At 63.6% G+C, this 19421-nt stretch carries 11 protein-coding genes; 5 read left to right on the top strand and 6 right to left on the bottom strand.

Annotated elements, in window-relative coordinates:
- The first annotated feature begins 1 nt into the window (after window position 1).
- The 5 genes from tssF (at window position 2) to F6X39_RS09815 (ending at window position 6556) form a co-directional block, all read left to right on the top strand.
- A complete protein-coding gene (tssF, locus tag F6X39_RS09795) occupies window positions 2-1882 on the top strand; it encodes a type VI secretion system baseplate subunit TssF (protein ID WP_090810718.1) in 1881 nt (626 codons plus the stop codon).
- A 2-nt stretch (window positions 1883-1884) separates the two neighbouring features.
- Window positions 1885-2952: a type VI secretion system baseplate subunit TssG gene (gene tssG, locus F6X39_RS09800; protein ID WP_187616562.1), complete on the top strand. Its 1068-nt coding sequence runs from the start codon at window positions 1885-1887 to the stop codon at window positions 2950-2952.
- Entirely contained in the window at window positions 2949-4022 is a 1074-nt protein-coding gene (locus F6X39_RS09805) for an ImpA family type VI secretion system protein (protein WP_187616467.1), read from the top strand. The genes tssG and F6X39_RS09805 overlap by 4 nt, the downstream gene beginning before the upstream one ends.
- A gap of 72 nt (window positions 4023-4094) precedes the next feature.
- Window positions 4095-5111, top strand: coding sequence for a fimbrial protein (locus F6X39_RS09810; RefSeq protein WP_187616468.1), 1017 nt, complete (start codon window positions 4095-4097; stop codon window positions 5109-5111).
- 41 nt (window positions 5112-5152) lie between these two features.
- Window positions 5153-6556: a GlcNAc-transferase family protein gene (locus F6X39_RS09815; RefSeq protein ID WP_187616469.1), complete on the top strand. Its 1404-nt coding sequence runs from the start codon at window positions 5153-5155 to the stop codon at window positions 6554-6556.
- Here F6X39_RS09815 and F6X39_RS09820 read toward each other — a convergent pair.
- The 6 genes from F6X39_RS09820 to tssK all read right to left on the bottom strand — a co-directional run bounded on the left by F6X39_RS09820 (window position 6461) and on the right by tssK (window position 19420).
- Window positions 6461-9895, bottom strand: coding sequence for an RHS repeat-associated core domain-containing protein (locus tag F6X39_RS09820; RefSeq protein WP_187616470.1), 3435 nt, complete (start codon window positions 9893-9895; stop codon window positions 6461-6463). The two genes, F6X39_RS09815 and F6X39_RS09820, sit on opposite strands and share 96 nt — an antisense overlap.
- 16 nt (window positions 9896-9911) lie before the next feature.
- Window positions 9912-10178 (bottom strand): PAAR domain-containing protein, encoded by a 267-nt coding sequence (locus F6X39_RS09825; protein WP_090810707.1) that lies wholly within the window; start codon window positions 10176-10178, stop codon window positions 9912-9914.
- Between the two features lie 89 nt (window positions 10179-10267).
- Window positions 10268-12727 (bottom strand): type VI secretion system Vgr family protein, encoded by a 2460-nt coding sequence (locus F6X39_RS09830; protein WP_187616471.1) that lies wholly within the window; start codon window positions 12725-12727, stop codon window positions 10268-10270.
- Between the two features lie 33 nt (window positions 12728-12760).
- Window positions 12761-16726: a type VI secretion system membrane subunit TssM gene (gene tssM / locus F6X39_RS09835; protein WP_187616472.1), complete on the bottom strand. Its 3966-nt coding sequence runs from the start codon at window positions 16724-16726 to the stop codon at window positions 12761-12763.
- A gap of 13 nt (window positions 16727-16739) precedes the next feature.
- Window positions 16740-18074, bottom strand: coding sequence for a type VI secretion system protein TssL, long form (gene tssL / locus F6X39_RS09840; protein WP_184023677.1), 1335 nt, complete (start codon window positions 18072-18074; stop codon window positions 16740-16742).
- Window positions 18071-19420 carry a type VI secretion system baseplate subunit TssK gene (gene tssK / locus F6X39_RS09845; RefSeq protein WP_184023673.1) on the bottom strand — a complete coding sequence of 450 codons (1350 nt, stop codon included), beginning with the start codon at window positions 19418-19420 and terminating at the stop codon, window positions 18071-18073. The genes tssL and tssK overlap by 4 nt, the downstream gene beginning before the upstream one ends.
- Window position 19421 lies beyond the last annotated feature (1 nt).

Genomic DNA, 19421 nt, shown 5'->3' on the forward strand with positions numbered 1-19421 from the left:
CATGGACCCACGATTTCTCGACTACTACAGCCGCGAACTGACCTACATGCGGGAAATGGCCGGCGAGTTCGCCGCCCAGCACCCGAAAATCGCGCGCCGCCTTGGCATGGAGGGCATCGACGTTGCCGACCCCTACGTTGAGCGGCTCATCGAGGCGTTTTGCTTCATGTCGGCGCGCACGCAGATCAAACTCGACGCCGAATTTCCGCGCTTTACGCAGCGCCTGCTCGAAGTGGTCTATCCGAACTACGTCGCGCCGACGCCGTCGATCGCCGTCGCGCAGTTGCGTCCGAGCCTGCGCGAAGGCGATTTCACGAGAGGGCTGAAGGTGCCCCGGCAAAGCATGCTGCGCTCGGCGATCCCGCCCGGCGAGCAAACCGCGTGCGAATTCCGCAGCAGCCAGGACGTCACGCTATGGCCTATCGAGATCGCTGAAGCCCGGCTCAGCGCCGTGCCGCCGGATATCCCCGACACCGATCGCCATCTGTTGCCGCACCTGCAATTGCGCGGCGCGTTACGGCTGCGCCTGCGCACAACAGGCGAAGTGAAGTTCAACCAGATGACGGACTTCGACCGGCTGCCCATTTACATCGGTGGCGACGAACGTATCGCTTCGCATCTGTTCGAGCTGATCCACGCCGGTAGCGTCGCCTCCGTCGTGCGCGCGTACGGCGCGTCGAGAGACGAAGGGCACGTGGTCGCGAAAACACCGGTCGAATTTGAAGGTCTGCAAGCGCAACAGGGTCTGCTGCCGCTCACGTGGAATACGTTTCACGGCCACAACCTGCTTCAGGAATACTTCGCATGCCGCCAGCGCTTCTATTTCTTTGCGCTGACGCAGCTCGCGGCGGGTCTCGCGCGCGTTGACAGCAAGGAGGCCGAGGTCGTGCTGCTGCTCGACCGCCTGCCGGAAGAGCTGGCCGCGCACGTCGACGCAGCGCGTTTCCTGCTGTTCTGTACGCCGGTCATCAACCTGTTTCGCAAGCGCACCGACCGCGTCGAAATCAATCGCGCGCAAACCGATTTTCATCTGCTCGCCGACCGCACCCGGCCGCTCGACTACGAGATTTTTTCGGTGTCGCGCGTATTCGGTCAGCGCGCGCAAACATCGCTCGAAGTCGAGTTCAATCCGCTTTATCAGACGCTGCATAGCGACGTGGGCAACCACGGCCGCTATTTTTCGGTGCGCCGTGAGCAGCGCGCGCTATCGGCCAATGCACGCAAGTACGGCACCCGTACGCCGTATATCGGGACCGAGGTCTACGTGTCGCTCGTCGATCAGGCGGAGGCGCCGTACGCTGACGACATTCGCTACCTGTCGGTCGAAGCGTGGGTCACGAACCGTGACCTGCCGCGCCTGATCCCGCGTAACGGCAAAACCGACCTCACGATGTCGGACTCCGTGCCGATCGAGGGCGTGCGCCTCGTGCATGCACCGAGCGCGCCGCGCGCGCCGTACGCGAGCGGTGAAACGGCGTGGCGTCTGATCAGGCAGCTGAGCTTCAACTACATGCCGCTCGCCGAACTCGACCACGGCGACGGCGGCCAGGCGCTGCGCAACATGCTCGGCCTCTTCATCGCCCCAGGCGAGCGCGAACAGGCTCGGCAGATCGAGGCACTCGTCGGCGCACGCACTGAACCGGTGGTCCGGCGTCTGCCGGGCGACGGACTACTCGTGTATGGGCGTGGCGTGCGCTGCGAACTGACGGTCGACGAAACCGGCTTCTCAGGCATCAGCCCGTATCTGCTCGGCCTCGTGCTCGAGCATTACCTCGCGCGCCACGTCTCGATCAACGTGTTCACCGAAACCGAACTTCGTTCGATGCAACGTGGCCTGATCACCCAATGGCGGCCACGCATGGGCGGACGCGGAGCGGTATGAGCATGGATGGGGCAATGGCGAGCACCGTCGCGCCAACGCGATCATCGCTCGATCCGCAATCGCTCGACGCGTGGTTCGATCCGGACACGCCGTGGCAGTCCGGCTTCCTGAGCCTGCTGCGGGCGATCGCCGCGCGCGACCCGCTGATGCCGTTGCCGGGCACCGCGAGTCTGCCGCAAGAAGAGCCGTTCCGGATCGGTCAGCAACCCACTCTGGCGTTTGCGCCACGCGAAATCGCGTCGCTCGGCATGCGAGACGGTCGCCTCGACGTGCGGCTGTTCGGGCTCGGCCTGTGGGGGCCGCAGGGGCCGCTGCCGCTGCATATGACGGAGCTGGCTCACAGTCGTGTGGAAAGCCACCAGGATCATGCGCTCGTCGCGCTGGTCGATCTGTTCCATCACCGCGCGCTGTCGCAGTTTTATCGCGCGTGGGCATCGGGGCAAGCCACAGCGTCGCTCGACCGTGCCGGCGACGAAACGTTTTCGTTCTACGTCGCCAGTCTGATCGGCGTCGACCCGGCCGAGGCGGAGCAGTCCTGTCTGCCCACGCACTCGCGCTACAGCGCGGCGGCGCACCTCGTGCGCGAGGCGCGGACTCCGCACGGCATCGCGGCGACGCTCTCGCATTACTTCGGTGTTCCGATGACGATCGAAGAATTCGTGCCGCACTGGATCCATCTGTGCGCATCGGAACATACGAGGCTCGGGGTGCCGGGGCCCGCGGCGATCATCGGTGAATGCGCCCAACTCGGCGAGGCAATTCCCGACCGGCAACACAAGTTCCGGCTCGTCGTGGGTCCGCTCGACCTCGATCAGTATTTGCGCCTCACGCCGCACGGCGAGGACTTGCCGACGTTCGTCGAATGGGTGCGAGCCTTCGTCGGCCACGAATACGCGTGGGAGGTCAAGCTGCTCGTCAACCCTCGCGCGGCGCCACCCGCCTGCATCGGCACGTCGCAGAGACTCGGCTACTCGACGTGGCTCGGTGATTCCCTCGACGACCTGCCGGTCGTCGGCATGGTTTTCGAACCTGAACAGTACAACGACCGACCCCGGAGTTCCCTCGCATGAACGCCAACACTCCCGCCGTCGTGCTGCGCTACGCCGATCTGCTCGAACCGGTCTCCGCACACGCGCCTTGCGGTCCCGATCTCGAATACGATCCGGCCTTCGTGATGCTGCAGGCGGCCGCGGCCCCACGCGCCGAAGCGCAGTACGGCGACTTCGTCGACGTGCCGCCAACGGCCAATTGGGCCGACATTGAACGGGACTGCCGCGCGCTGCTGCTGCGGACAAAAGACATCCGCCTCGCGGTGATCCTGCTGCGTTGCCGAACCCGGCTCGACGGCGCGGCTGGCCTGCGCGACGGACTGGCATTGCTGATGGCGATGCTCGAATGCTATGGCGAAGCGCTCCACCCGCTGCCCGTGTTCGAAGGCGAGCGAGACCCGGCGATGTTCGCCAACGCGATCGGCGGACTCGTCGAACCGGATGGCACGCTGGCCGATGCGCGCGACATCCCGATGCCGAGGGCCGCGGGGCTTCAACTGCATTTGCGCGATATCGAAAAATCATTCGCGACGCCGCGCCAGAAGGACGCGCTCGCCCCTGAATCCGTCGCCCGGTTGCTAAAGGAATTGTGGGGACGACGCGACGCGGCAATGGCCGCACTAGTCGAAGCGCAGTGTCTGACGCAGCGCATTGCCGCATGGTGCGATGAGATGCTCGACGCCGACGCGCCCGATCTCGGCGCGTTGTCCCGAGCGCTGGAGCCATTCGCGCAGCATCGGGTGGGCGGCGGCGGGTCCGCGCCAGCGCCCGCCCGAGCCGTCAACGAGCAGGACAACAAGCAGGACAACGACAGCGTGCGCGGATCGGCGTCGGCGATCGTGGCTACGGCGACGCTACCGCAGTCCGACGCTCCCGCCGATCTGCCAATCACTGCGCCTTCTCCAATGGATCGCTGGAGCGCGCTCGCAGCCATTCAGGAAACACGCATGTGGTTCGAGCAAAACGAACCGAGCAGTCCTGTCATTGTTTTGCTGCGCCAATCGGAACGAATGGTGGGCAAACGGTTTTCAGAACTCGCCCATATCATTCCCGCCGATTTACTCGCTAAATGGGACGTAGCCGACAGTTGAGGCGACGTGCGCGCATGTGCGCCTTTCCCCGCTGTCAGCCCATTCAGTCCGCCGGTCAACCAACAACTTCCAATGAAAAGACTCATTCATTTTCTTATCCTGGTTTGCTTCGCGATACCCCATTTCGCGTTCGCCACCTGCATCCAGTTGAAGCCTTCGCAAGTTTCCGAACTGCTGTCTCAAGGCTACATCGCGGGACAACCATTAACGGTCAACATACCGTTCCGGGAAAGCTCGGTATCGATCGATCCGGCGTTACCGGTCGGCTCGGTGATCGCCACGGGCTTGTCGCCGGCGTACGCGACCTATGCGAACTTCGCGGACTGCACCAACGGGGGCACGGTATCAATGCAGTATTCCAACGCAACGCCGTCCGTTGTATTGGGGGCTACCGTCTATAACACGAACGTCCCAGGCATCGGCTTTCGTTTGACCTATCTTCGTGCAACCGGCGTGAACTCGCCACTTCCGTTTACGCCGTCCTTTCCCGCGGGCGAACCCAATCAGGTTATCTATGCGCGCTTCGGCATTGGCTCGCAATTCGAGATCGAACTGGTCAAAACGGGCGACATCGCAAGCAACGTCAACGTGATACTCAACACCGTGGGAGCCGGCTTCGCCGAGGGTGACGGCAATCGGGTCGTGACCATCACGGGCGGCAGCATCAACGTCAAGGTTCTTCCAAGTTGCTCGGTCAATACCAGCACACTGAACATCGATTTCGGCACGTTCGGCCCAAGCGAAGTATCGACCACAAGCGGGCCAACCCGGCCAGTCGACTTTACGGTGCTCTGCACCGGGCCCACGCCACCGGCTTCGATTACTGCCGTACTTTCCGGAACCCCCGATACAGAAGATAGCAGCCTGTTGAAGAACACCGGCGCGACGCATCTCGCGATTCGTTTGCGGGATGTTTCAACCAACACAATCTTCAGGCCCAACGATCCGACGAGCACCCTCGTCCACACACCGCAGGGCGCGATGCAATCGCCGTTTGCACTCGAGGCGACGGTGCTGCGCGTCGGAACAGCAACGCCGAGCGCAGGCAGGATCCAGGCAACCGCAACTGTCACGATGACCATTCTTTGAATCGACTATTCAACGACGAAGGTCCACCAGAATCAACGCGCATGACCCAGTTATCCGTCACACCGCCGCACTCGATCTTCGTGCAAATCGCGAGTTATCGCGACCCGCAGTTGATCCCCACCCTGCTGGATTTGATCCAGAAAGCTAGAAAACCTGATCTACTACGGATCATCGTCTGCTGGCAGCATGCGCACGACGAGACGATGATCCAGTTCTGGCAGCACGGCTTTGGCAATTGGCGAACCGAGCATACCGACGGTTGGACCATCCAACATCTCAGTCATCGTGAAGCGAAAATCGAATTGATCGACGTGCCCCACATGATGACGCAGGGCGCATGCTGGGCTCGCAATCTGGTCCAACAGCGATACGGCGGCGAGCGCTACACGCTGCAACTCGATTCGCACCACCGCTTCGTCGATGCATGGGACACGCTCGCAATCGAGATGCTGGAGTCTTTACGCGATGCAAGTCCGAAACCCGTGCTGACCGCCTACCTTCCGATGTACGACCCCGAGAACGACGACGCTCGATCCAGCGACGAGCCGGGGATATTGGCCTATGCAAGGTTTTCCAGGGAAGGGGTGGTCCTGTTTCGCTTGAAGACACTCTCCGACTGGAGAACGCGCATTCGCCCGGTCCGTTCGCGCTTCTTCAGCGCGCACTTCGCATTTGCCGACGGTCACTTTGCCCAGGCGGTCCAGCACGATCCTGACTATTTCTTTCACGGCGAGGAGATTTCGCTTGCCGTCCGTGCGTTCACCCACGGCTATGACCTGTACAGTCCGCACAGGCTGATCGGTTGGCACGAATATCTGCGCTCATACCGCGTCAAGATGTGGAACGACCACAATCACGAGGCCAAGGAACGGGGTGAAATCGACGAGCCCTGGCACGCGCGCAACGAGCGCTCGTTGCAGCGCAATCGTGCTCTGCTCGGTATCGACGGAGAAACGTTGGCTGACGTTGAGTTCGGCAAGTATGGACTCGGAGCGGAACGCACGCTCGCCGATTACGAGGCCTACGCGGGCATCGGCTTCAAGTGGCGCGGTGTCCAGCAGTCGGTATTGAATGATGTTCCACCAGTCGCGGGCACGCAACGTCCCGACGAAGCGACATGGAAAGCTTCTCTGCTACGCGCAAACGACGTCCGTGTGTGCGTGCATCAGAATGGATTCGACAGGCATCTGGTCACGCCCGGCGTCGAGCACGCGCTGCGGGCCGCGACGTCAGTCACCGTCGTGATTTACGGCAACGACGAGACGGTACTGCGCCGCGAGACCGTCGACGGCAGCGGTCTTTCCCGATACCGGAAAAACGGCTGGCTCGACTTCCATGTGACTTTCGAATCAGAACTTGGCCAGCTCCCAGCCTGCTACGTCGTGGAGTTGTTCGACGACGCCGGCAAGGTATTGAGCCGGGTCCGGTGCGCCATCGATGCATGACGCATCCGCGACGACGACGCACGGAAACGCCTCCGGCGTCGCGCGGCCGACAGGATTGCACCACGTCAGCGGATTCGGCGCGTAGCGATACGGACTGGCTCCGCCTTCGCCGCTGCGATCGGGGCTGATGTAGCGGCCCGCGTGAGGATCAAAAAAACGCGCACCGTTGTAGTACAGCGTGGTTTCATCGTCCGCGTATTGGCCGGCATAACGAAGCGGCTGCGCAAACGCGTCGCTGCCTGGCCACTCCGGCGTCACGAGACTGCCCCACGCCCGGTAACGCCCGCGCCATGCCACCTGGCCGGTCTCATCCGTGAGCGCGACGGCCGTACCGGCGACGTCAGTGTGATAGTGATAGACCTGCGTGTTCTTGATCGCGCCATCCTCGGTGAGGGTCTGGTCCACGCAAGCGAGCGGCGCGAAGCCGGTTGAGCGGTCGGGCTCGGGTTGATACAGGTACGTGCGCAGTTCCATCGCGCGCTGCTGCTGGATCAGTCTGTGTCCTTGCCACAAATAGCGCGTGACCTCGTCCTGTTCCGGCGTCGATGACTGCTGCGCGCGCCGTGACGAAGCGGGTTCGACACGCCTGCCGATACGCCGACCGATTGGGTCGTACTGATAGCGCACGGTATAGCCCTTGCGATGCGCGGCGATGACGTGCCCCTCCGCATCCCAATCGAGCGATAGCGTATGGTTGCGGCCACGCCTACGCACCAATTGCCCCCACACATCATAGTCATAACGATGTCCGCGGCACTCCCGTAACCGGTGGTCGGGATACGCGGCCGGGAACCAGCTGCCGCCAGGCGTATCGAGCAGATTGCCAGCGGCGTCCCACGTGAAATACTCGATGTCCCCCTTCTCCGACACCGAGCGCAACAGACAGCCACGCCGGTCGTAGTCGTACCACGTCTGACCGTCGGCCTCGGCGCCCGTCCTGAGGATCACGTCAGCGAGACTGTAATCGGTTTCGCGCCACAATCCGGCGACAGGTTCTGTCGCGCAGCCCGGCGTATCCACGTCGCGCCCCGTCACCGAGCGCCACCACACCGGCAAGCCGAGCGGCGAATAGCCCGTATGCGTGCGCAAACGGCCTTGCGTGCGCGCAACCGGACGCCTCATCGCGTCATACCAGAAGCGCGCAATCTGTCGATCGTCCAGTTCGACGAACGCGACAGCGCCAGTTTCGAAGCGACGCATACGCAACTCCTGCCCCTGTGGCAGCTGAATCGCGACAAGGCGGCCAACGACGTCGTACGTGTAGCGCAGTGTGCCGTTTGCGCCGTGCTCGGCGATCAGACGGTCACCGGCGTCGTGTTCGAAGCGGATCTCATCCGCTCCGATTCCGAGTAGCTCGCCTTCTCGTGTTGGCTCGCGGCTCACGCAGTCGAGCAATCCGCGCGGCCCGTAGCGATACATATAGCGGTTGTGCGCGGTCTCACGCCGGATCAGACGGCCCGCGCGGTCGTAGTCGAACGTTTCGCGACGCTGTTGCGCGCCCGCCTTCCACGTGAGACAACGGACCTGACCGGTATCCGCATAGTCGAAGTTGCGTTCCACGCCATCGGCATCCGTAATCGACAGGCAACTGCTCGCATTCCACCGAAGCAACTGCACCGCGCCGTTCGCGCTTTCGATTCGAACCGGGCGCCCATGCGCATCGTATCGACGCACGATCACGTGCCCCTCTTCGTCGACCGCGCGTACGACATTGCCGCGCCGGTCTCGATACCAGTGCCGGCTTCGGTCACTCGGGCCGACGAACGACGTCCGCTGGCCAGCCACATTCCACACATGACGCTCGGCCTGTCCGTCCGGACGCGTGATGGTCAACGGTCGGCCGAGCCCATCGCGCTCGATTCGCGTGACCGCGCCGAGCGCGTCGGTCACACTGACCACGTAACCATTGACGTCATACTCGTAGTCCGTCGTGCTTCCGCCGACTCCGGTGCGACGTGTCACCTGCCCCCACGCGTTATGCGCGAAGGTCGTGGCGACCCCCTGCGCATCCGTCGAGCACACGACATCGCCATCGTCACCATATTCGAAACGCGTGAATTCTCCAGACGGGGTTTGATAGTGCAACGGCTGCAAGCGATCGTTGCGTGCCCACATCCACACGCGGCCATCGCTCAACGCGACTGACACGGGCTCGCGTGACGCAAACGCATACTGCGTCGAGCGGGTTGCGCCCTGGAGATCCGTCTCACACGCGACGCGTCCGAGCCCGTCGTATTCGACGTGAACCACCCGCTCGCCGGGCAGTTGCATGTTGAGCGGCGCGACCGCGTCGCCGTAGTCGAACCGGTAGCGCCGGTCGTCGAAGTCCGTGTGCGACAGCACGCGGCCCTGCTCGTCGTATTGCCAATGCGCCCTGTTGCCGAAGACGTCGCTGACCTCACTGGTCCGGCTATCGAAGTCGTAGGCGAAGCGCTCACGCGCGCCTTCTGACGTGACTCGTCGAATCACGCGCGCGGCGCCGCCGATCGTCTGCCACACATAGCGTGTCGCCATTCCGAGCGCGTCTGCTTCTTCGACGATCCGCCCATCGCGGTATGCAAAGCGACGCACGATTTCGCCGACCCGGTTGCGTACCTCGGTGAGTTCGCCGCGCTGGCTGTAGCCGTACTGGACCAGCGCGCCGGTGGGACCGCCGTCGACACACTCGACAGCGCTCAGACGCGCGCCCATCCGCGCTTCGTAGTGCATGCGCAGCTCGTGGCCGCAGGTCCCACGCATGCGCAGCAAGCGCCCGCGGGGATCCCAGATCAGGCCGATGCGCTGCTGACGAAGATCCTCGACGTATTTGAGCCGTGCGATTCCGTTCGCGTCGAAGTCGCCGAACACGCGGTAATGCGGCGTCAGATCCGCGACGACGAGGCGTCCGTCGCTCAGATGCGCGATGTGCAACTGCGCAGCCGACGCAATCACCTGCGACCCGCGCTCGGGAAACGGCACGCTGAGCGTGCTGCCGTATTCGTCGGTGTAGAGCAGTTGATCGTCCCGCTTGTGCAGCGTGACTTCCCAACTCGTGCGCCAACCGACGCCGAGCAGCCCGAGCGCGTGCTGCTCGCTCGAATAACAACGCGACCATACGAGCGGAAGACGGCCTCGCAGCCTGAAGTCGGTTTCGTCGGTAGGTAGGCAGATTTTGCTGCCGCTGATTACCTCGACCGAGCCGCACAGAATGCCCGACAGCGCACGACGCATCCGCAAGCGGTCGACGACGTCGCCGAGCCGCTCACAGCGATCGAGCAACGGTCCGACACTGGCGAGGGGCAATACGACGCCGGGCAAGCCGACCAGCTCGCCGCCGATTCCCGCGACTCCCGTCGTCACATGGCCCCCATCGTCATCATGAACCGATGCGCACGTCTGGCGAGCCAGCGGAACACGGCGCCCCACACGAAACCTTGCCGCCAACCAATGCCGCCGGCACGTTGTTGATCAACACCGTACCCGAACCCGCGACCACAGCTTGCGAGCACGGGTGCAGCGCGCAAACGGCAGAGCTCATACCGACGAGCGCCGCAGGCAATCGATTGATGAAGACCGTCGGGGAACCCGAGACGATCGAACCGCCATGTCCGATCGCATCGCCTTTGCGAGCCGCTGGAAACATGATCGATTTTCTCCTCATGGAAACTGAACGTCCGTGCAGGGCGATGCGCGAAGGCATTGGCCGTCTGCACGGTATTGCGAAATACGCTGTTACGTGTCAATGCCGGTTTCCGGCGGCTCTTCGGACGGCGGCGGCTCCTCCGACGGTGCCGGCTCTTCCGATGGCGGCGGCTCTTCCGACGGCGGCGGTTCTTCCGATGGCGGCGGCTCTTCCGATGGCGGCGGCTCTTCCGACGGCGGCGGCTCTTCCGATGGCGCCGGCTCTTCCGATGGCGGCGGCTCTTCCGATGGCGGCGGCTCTTCCGATGGCGGCGGCTCTTCCGACGGCGGCGGACATATCGTCGGAAGCGGACATATCGTCGGAAGCGGCTCGTCCGATGGAGGTGGCGGAATAACTGGAACGTCCAGCGCATCGAGCACCACGACAGGAACTGGCACCGTCACTGCGCTGCCGCATTCCTTGTCACCGGGGTTAAGGTCCAGCGGCGTGCCTTGCACCACGACACGGGTGTCACCCTGGATGCGGATCGACTTACCAATGAGCTTGATCTCGCCATCCTTGTTCATGGTCAGCGACGACTTGCCGCACACGATAGACAGCGCCCCCCCGGCCGACAGCGAATAGGCTCCGCCTACCGCGTGCGTCGACGCGCCACCGACCGTGACCGTACGTGCACCGCCCACCGTCAGAAGGGAGGCGCCCCCAACCGCGGTCTCCTCCGCCCCGCCAATCGAGACAAAGTGTGCAAGACCCACGGAATAGAAGGCGACACCCTTCACCCTTACCGAGTACTTGCCGCCGACGATCGTGCTGGACGTCGCGCCGACGGTCATGCTGTGCGCCGCGGCCACGCCGATCGTGTAGTCGGCACCGACGACGTGTGACTCATTCAGCTTCGTCAGGCGGTTCATGTCCCGTTCCGCCTGCAACGTGAATTCCTCGGCACCCGCCTTGTCCTCGAAGCGGATGCTGTTGTAGTTCTGCAGGCCCCCTTCCATCGACCGGCTCATGAAACCGCTCTGCGTCGCGTTGCCTGGCAAGTCATAGGGCGGACGCGTCGCCGCGTTGTACAGGCTCCCGGTGATCAGCGGACGATCCGGGTCGCCGTTCCAGAAGTCGACGATGACTTCCTGGCCGATGCGCGGAATGTAGATGCCACCGAAACCCTGACCGGCCCACGCCTGGCTCACACGGACCCAGCAGGAGTCGGTTTCGACGTTTTGGCCGTAACGGTCCCAGACGAAGCGGACCTTCACGCGGCCGAATTCGTCGGTCCACAGTTCCTTGCCCTCGGGACCCACGACGACAGCCGACTGCGGCCCGTTGACGACCGGCTTCGAGGTCTCCCGCGGCAGTCTGAACACTTCGCTTGTCGGTTGCACGTCGAACTTGTTGCTGCAGGTGTATTCGTAGCCGCTACCCGATTCGTCCGGCGTACCGGTCAGGTCGAGCTTCGTACCGATGACGAGGTATTCGCAGTTCGCGGCCGTATAGTCGTAGTTGGTCAACACGAACGTCTGCCCGCACGCGAGTCCCCGTACGTTACCTTCGCCTTTCGCTCGCGTACCCGGCGCGCGCAGTGCTTCCATGCGCGTACGCGCCAGCAGTTCACCGTGGCTGCTGTCGGTGTAGTCGCCCGGCCAGTCGTAGCGCTCGAGCAGGTTCCAGCTGGTGTCGCGCGGTTGCTGATTGATCGCCCGCATGTCGGCGCGCGAACGCGTGAAGTCGAAGTCGCTCGTCACGTAGTGACCGGTGCACAAGACTTCGGCCGTCGAAAACGCGCTGATGTATTCGGTGTCGGTCTTGCCGCCCTGCGGTAGGAACGCCAGCGTCCGGTATGAGGGGTTCGGCGAGTGGCGGTGCGCGCCAATGTGATCGCACAGCACGAGCCGGTGCTTGCCGTCGGCATGCTCGAAAAACCAGTAGATGCCCCACTCTTCCATCAGGCGATGAATGAAGTCGTAATCGGTCTCGCCGTACTGGACCTGGAACGCGCGCGGTTCGTTGGTCGGACTCTCACCCTCGAGCGCATAGCGGCTCACGTCGAGGCGCTTTTCGACCGGGTACGGATAGCCCTTCAGCACCTCGTCGATGATCTCGATGACCGTCCTGTTCTGGAAAATCTTGTAGTCGGTCGTCAGGGTCGCCAGCCACAGCCACGGCTTCAGCACGACACGATAGACGTTGTAGCGGCCTTCCCGACGCAGGTATTGCGCGGCGACGACGAGTCCGGTGATTTCGCGCTGACATGCTTCGGTGTCGGCGCTCGGCTGGAGGTCGATCGCGACGGTCATTTCCTTGCCTAGCAGCGCCTTCAGGTCGAGGTTGGCACTGACGGCAAGCGGTACCGTGTAATCGTCCGGCGTGCGCAACAGCAGTTCGTACTCAAACAGCTTGCCGAGATGCTCGTCGCCGTTCAGTGACATGAACTCCAGCGCCGGCTGCGTCTGTCCGTCCGCGGTCTGCCCCGGCCACCGCGGTATCGCCGCGCTGGATACGGTCACTGAGCGGCTTTGCACACTTATCGCGTTCAAGGGATTACTTGACATGCACTCCTCTAAATTCTCTATATCGAAAAGACGCTACAGTTCGTCGGCGAATGCGGAGCCTGACGACGCGTCCGCTCGCCTTCCCATCGCGTTTCCGCTACCGGGACAACGAAAATCGCGCAGCAACGCCGTGAGTTGCGGTCCTGACTGTCCGCCCGATGTCAGTTCGATGACCGCGTGCCGGTCGTCGAAATTGAAGTCCACCGCCGAGCGGCTCGACGACAACGTCGACGTCACGCGGCCCCGGTCGATCAGACGGAACAGCGCCCACGGACCTTCGGTCATGACGGTCGACGTGTCCGGACGCACGCGCGGATTCGCGGTGAGGCCGGCCATCGAACCGCCGCGCGGCCCCGGCCAGGTGATCGGGGACGTCGTGACCGGACCATGCGCATAGCGCAGGTTTTGCCCGTCGACGTCGATGAGCAGATCGGTAATCTCGGGGTCCAGCGACACGACCTTGAGGCCCGCGTTCCACGACATCCGGGTCGCGCCGGGATCGCGGAAAAATGTCTGACGGATCGCCGCGGCGCGCTCGAACGGTTCGAGGCCCGGTCCCTGCATGGGCGGCATGCCGGGGCTGACCGGCTTATAGCGCCATGGCCGCATGCTCGTATCGACGCGGCTGGCGAGCGTCTTGTGGAAGAAGTCGTCGAGCAGGCCGCCGGCCGCGAACACGCGATTGAAATCGTCGATGTCGACTTCCTGGGCGCTCGCGGCAAACGGATATTTGCCTTCGACAGCACGTCGGCATTGCGCGCCAACGCTCGATTCGACCTGCATCGTGAGCAGGGAGCCGACATTGCGGTCCACCTTGCGCATCGACTGCGACGCGAGGCCCGCGAGCACGGCCCGAAACGGCGGCGGAAGCTTCTGCGCCTCGAGCTGCATCGTGGAGCCGAGGTCATCCGTGGGCGGCATGCTGTTGGTGGCGAGCACGTCGCCGGCCGTCATCAATCGCGTGTACTGCTCGTTGATCAGCCCGATGACGCCGCCCAGCTGCAGCACGCCGCTGCCGCCTGGCAGCGCGCTCCCGCTATCGGCCTGGCCGGTCACGACTTCGCGCAGCGCGGCAAAGCGTCTGTCGACCAGTTCACGTTCCATCTTCTGTTGCGCGAGCTGACCGATCGTGGCGGTTGCGGCCACGGCGCTCGCTGCGCGCGCCGCCTGCGAGCGACGCATGATCACGTTGATGGCACTACCGGCGGCCGACGGCTCGTCCGCGCCATCAACGATCGACAGCGACGTCTCGCGCGCGGCCGTTCGCGCGAGTCTCGCCAGCGGCGAATCCGGCGCAGCCAGCGTACGCAGCGTCTGCAGGTCGGGCGCCAAGGTGCCTTCGCTGCCGGACACCGGTCTCACGTCGTCGAGAAACTGGCTCCAGTAATTGCCATAGTCGGTCAGGTATTGGCGACGGATATCGTCGGCGAGCCTGTCCTTGCGCGGCGCGTTGCCGTTTGCCATCCGCCGCCACCGCGCCGAAGCATCGGCCTCGCCCATCACCCAAGCGTCCTGTTTTCGCGCCTGCTCGAGAAAATCAGGGAGGCGCTTGTTAAAAACGGCGTGATAGCCGTCGTAGGTATAGAGACCGGGGATACCTCGCGCGAGCGTCGAACCGCCGGCCAGCATGAACACGGTAGTGGCCTGCGGACCCGCGGCGCTCAGCAGCGTGACGTTCTCGGGCGCCTCGGGAGCCATGGCGTTCATCGCACGTTCGTAGAGCCGTCCGGACGCCGGATTGCGGCCAAGGAACTCGCGCGCGCGGCGCACGAGCTGCGCATTCACCGGTCTTGCCGGCACCGCGGGCACCCCTTCCACGATCAGCGCATCGAGGTGACGCGCCATCACGTTGCGCTCGCCGAGCGATGCGACGCTGTTGGCGTGTTCCCAGTCGCCGAGCACCCATGCCTTGACCGCTTTCGCGTCGTAGTGCGAGCCATCGAACAGCATCAGGTAGACCATCAGCGTGCGATAAACGCCGTCCGCGTCCTGTACGCCGATTTGCGTATCGAGCACCGTTTCGAGCCGGCCGACGACTTGCGGCAGCAGCATCTGTTTCAGCAGATTGTTGTAAGTCTCGCCGGCGGCGGCGCGGATGGCGGGCGCCGTGTAGAGCCCGTAGTGCCATGCGACACCGGGACTGTCGAGGTCCATGCCGTCGAACTGAGGCAGGTCACGCGACGCCGACAGAAGCGTCCCCATCGTCCCGGGCTGCGGCGCCTTCCGTTGCGACAAGACCCGCGCGGCGAGCGCATTGGCCTTGCCATCGATCGTGGCGAGATACTCGCGGTTGTTGCCGAAGCTCACGACGAGCGCACCAATCAGCCACACCGCCACGACGATCGCGAGCAGATGTCCGATAAGACGCAACGCGCGGAAGCGGACTTCCCAGTACAGGTTCGGCCGCACCAGATGCGCTTCGGCCAGGATCACGCGCTGAAACAGATTGCGCAAGAAATAGCCGCGATAGCCGGTAGGCGTAGCGTCGCCGGACGACGGCGAGACCGTTTTCGGCGCGGCACCGAACCAACCCGCGAGCCCGCGACGCAGCCGCTGCAAGAGCGTGGAGCTGTCGGCGGACACGGCCTCGTGAGTTTGCGCCGCGCTCGTGAAATAGACGCCGCGCAGCGTGCTGTTCAACTGCGTGTCGTCGTATTTCGAATCGAGAAACACCAGCGCGAGCAATTCATTGAGTTCCGCGCACAGGCTACGAAATTCTGACGGCAACGCATAAAGTTTCTTGCGCAGATCGACCTCGTACACCTCTTGCAGCCTCGTGTTGACGCCGTCTTCGAGTCCCTGCTCCAGCTCACGCAGTTCGGCCGCGCAGTTCAGGCGCAGTGTGTCGCGGCCGTGTTCTTCCGCCGCTTCCTGATAAGGCAGTGTGAAGCCGAAAATCTGCGCGCGGCTTTCCGCCGTCAACGACTGGAAATACTCCCCGAAGCCGGGCAGCAGATCGAGCTTCGTGACGAGCACGTAGACGGGGAATCGAATCCCCAACTGCTGGCGCAACTCGCCGAGCCGAGCGCGCATGGACGCGGCGAGCGCCTTTCGTTCGGGCGCCGGGCGCGTCAACAACTCTTCGACCGAAACGACCAGCAACGCACCGTTGACCGGCGCGCGCGGGCGCCGCTTGCGAAGCAGCCCCAGAAGGCCGCGCCACTCGGCCTCGTTCACGCTCTTCAGGTCTTCCGGATCGACGTCAACCTTCGCGGCGTCTTGCGACGTTGCGTCCTGAACCGTATAGCGGCCAGCGGTGTCGATCAGCACCGCTTCGTTCGCGAACCACCAGTCGCAGTTCGCCGTTTCGACGCGGCTTCTCAGCGACGCCGCGACCATCTGATCCGCCTCCGGAAAATCCAGACCCGAGTTCAGGATCAACGTCGTCTTGCCGGCGCCTGGCGAGCCCACCACCATGTACCACGGAAGTTCGTACAGGTAGCGCTGGCTTTCGAGCAGACGACGCAGCCCTGCCGGTCCGCCGCGCATGCGTTTGAGCTTGTCGATGGCCTTCGCGACGACTGCGTGAAGCGCGCGGATTTCGTCTCGTGCGACAGGGGTCGCGACCGACTTCTTCGTGAACGGGTTCAGAACGCGCTGCAGCAGCACGTCATCGCTGCGCACTGCCCGCCACAGACGATACAGCCCATAGATCGCGTAGCAGGCAAGGAGCCCCGAGATCAGCAGCACGCGGGACCATGTGGTGCCGAGTGGATGCGTTTGGCCGAAAGCGAGTATCGGTCCGAAATACCAGAGCGCGAGACACAGCAACGCGACGCCGATGACGCCAGGCGACCAGCCGAGCAACCAGAACAGCAGCAGCAATAACAGCACGACGATCGACAGCGTGCGCGAGAGCACGCTCTCGAGTGGGCGGTAGTCGCCAAATGCAATCAGAGGTCCCACGAACCAGACAGCCACAGCCGTCACGAGGATCGCGGCGAGCACCAGCGTCTGGCGCGTGAGCACAAGTTTCGATAAGCGGTTCAAATAAGACATCAAGGCTTTCCCGTTAATGCGTGACGAAGACTTCCACGCGTCGATTGCGGGAACGACCTTCCGCTGTACTGTTGTCCGCGACAGGTTGTGTATCGCCCTTGCCGACAGCCTCGATGCGATTGCCGGGCATGCCGTGCGCCTTCAATACGTCGGCGACGAACGCGGCGCGCTTTTCCGATAGCACCAGGTTGTCAGGAAACTCCGCCGTATGAATCGGCTGGTTGTCGGTGTGCCCGGTCACCGTGACATTGCCGCCGACCCGGACGACCTCCTGCGCGACCTTGGTCAACACCGGATCCAGTTCCGGTCGAATGCGGCTTTGCCCCGGCAGGAACACGTAGTCGCCACGGAACACGACCCGGCTGCTGCTCGCGTTCTCTTCGACGGAGACCTGGCCGCGAGCGATCTCGTCTTTCAGCAAAATCGACAGGCGCAAGCGCTCGTGAACGACCGGAGCCGCGGCCTTGATCGGCTCTCCGATCGCGAGAATCTTCGCTTCCAGCGCATTGCTTTGCGCCAGAAGCCGATACTTGTACCAGGCGAACAGCGAGAACACACATAGCGCAGCGACGCCCGCCGTCGCCCAGACCGGCACGCTTTTCAGCAGCCGCATCCTGCCCGGCTCCTCGCCGCGCCAGTGCGGCGACAGTTCGAGCCGCATCGTGTCCCGCGTGCCGCTGATAAGCGTCAGCATCCGCTGCCGGATCTGCTCCAGATGACGTGGACCGTCCGCGGCAACGCTGTAGCGTCCTTCGAATCCAAGGCTGAGAATGCGATACAACACCTCGAGGACGTCGATGTACTCCTGGGGATCCGTTGCCATGCGGCCGATCAGCAGGAAGAACTTCTCGCCGCCGTCCACTTCTCCTTCGAACTTGAGCAGCAGCCCCCCCGCGGCCCAAATTCCACCGTTCCCCCAACGCGTGCGGTTGGCGGCTTCGTCGAGCGCGGTGCACAGCGCGTAACGGACAGCCGCCACGTGCTTCCACGGCAAACTCGCTTTGTCGCAGACCTTCTGGAATGCGGCGACCTCACGCACCAGCAGCGAGCGCAAGCTCGCGACCGCAGCCAACGAATCGAGCGAAGCCGGCATGTCCGCCAGCATGCGCAACAAAGGCTGCGCGGCTTCACACAATGGATTGCGCGCAGCCTTCATGCGCTCCAGACGCGTCTGCGCTTGTTCCGGCGGATCGAACGCGGCCGCATCGACCACCGGTTCCTGATTGGCGACACCCGCGGTTGTGGGACGTCCAGCGGGAATGGCAGACGGCTGGCTCTGGCCAGAAGCAGAGTTGTCGGGGTTCAACAGAAACTCGAACGCGTCGTCCCCGTATGCACCGGTACTCATTTTTGACGCACGCCCCACAGCTCAAGCTTGAGTTCCGGGAAGTGCCCGGCGACATGCATGGCAAGCCCTCCGTGCCGCGCAATCTGTTCCCAGAACGGTCCGGTACGCGACAGTTCGAAATAGATAAAGCCCGAGTTGAACGGAATCTGGCGCGGAGGAACCGGCAGCGCCGCTACTGCCAGACCCGGCAGGTGCGAACGGATCAATTCCGGCAAGCGCTGCGGATGACTGATCTTCGTTTGGGCAAGAAACTGCTGCTGCAGCAATTCGGAAGGCATCTGCGCGCCCACGGCGAGCACGAGGCTCGAATAGCCGGCCAATTCGTTCGGCAGCATGGCGGCCGTACGGATGCCATGCGCCTGCTCCGTAAGCGGAATGGGCTGCGCACCACGAATCAACACCTGGTTCAACAGATAGTGAACCTCCTCGACGAGGGGCCTGATACTGCGGTAGAGCTGCGCATGGTCATAGCCCGGCGCCGCCCGCGGACGCCGCGTTTGCGGACGCACGAAGGTCGAAAGCTCGCCCGCGAAAAGCGCGAGCTCGCGATACAGGGTCACCGGCGCGGTCTCCTCGAGTTGGCAAATATGCTCCAGCAGCGGCTCATAGCGATTGAGCACCTGAAGCAGCAGATAGTCGGCCACTTCGGCCGCCGCGCCCGTACGGCCATCAGCACCTGACAGACGGGCGGCGAGCGCGTCGGCGCGTAGTCGCGCGAGGCCGTGCAGCTGCATCGCCCATTCCCGCAGCAGTGGATTCGCGCCGTAACCGGTCACGGGCGGAATGTGGTCAGCGCTGTGCAGCGACACGGCGCCGTCGGCGTGCAGCGCCTTCACGCGCGTCAGCGCAAGCCCGATCCACGACTGCGTCAGCTCTTTCTCGGGCAACAGCCGCAAGCGCAGATTCGAGAGTTGGACGGGCTTCGGACCTTGGCCGATCGCGTTGCTGTCGCGCAGTTCGGCGTCGTACGCATGGTAACGGGCGAGCGATCCGCTCTGCTCGGTGAAGGCGGTTTCCTCGGTGTTAGGCAAGCGAAGCGGGACCGCCAGGTAAATCACCTGCTCCTGATGTTCCGGTCCGATCGTCAGTGGGGGCGGGGGCAGCGTCAGGCCAGGCACCTCGAACGGTGTGCCGTCTGGAAATACGCCGAGCCCGCTCTTGAACACCAGCTTGCCGAACGCGAGCGATTCCTGATCGATTTCATAACGGCTGAAGCCCCAGAAAAACGGGCTCAGCGGCGCGCTTCGGCGATGCGCGAACGACTCGAAATACCGCTCCTGCTGCTGAAACAATTGCGGGCGCAGGAAGAGTCCTTCGCTCCAAACAACTTTGCTATACCAACTCATC

Source organism: Paraburkholderia sp. UCT2 (assembly GCF_014397665.1).
GTDB lineage: Bacteria > Pseudomonadota > Gammaproteobacteria > Burkholderiales > Burkholderiaceae > Paraburkholderia > Paraburkholderia tuberum.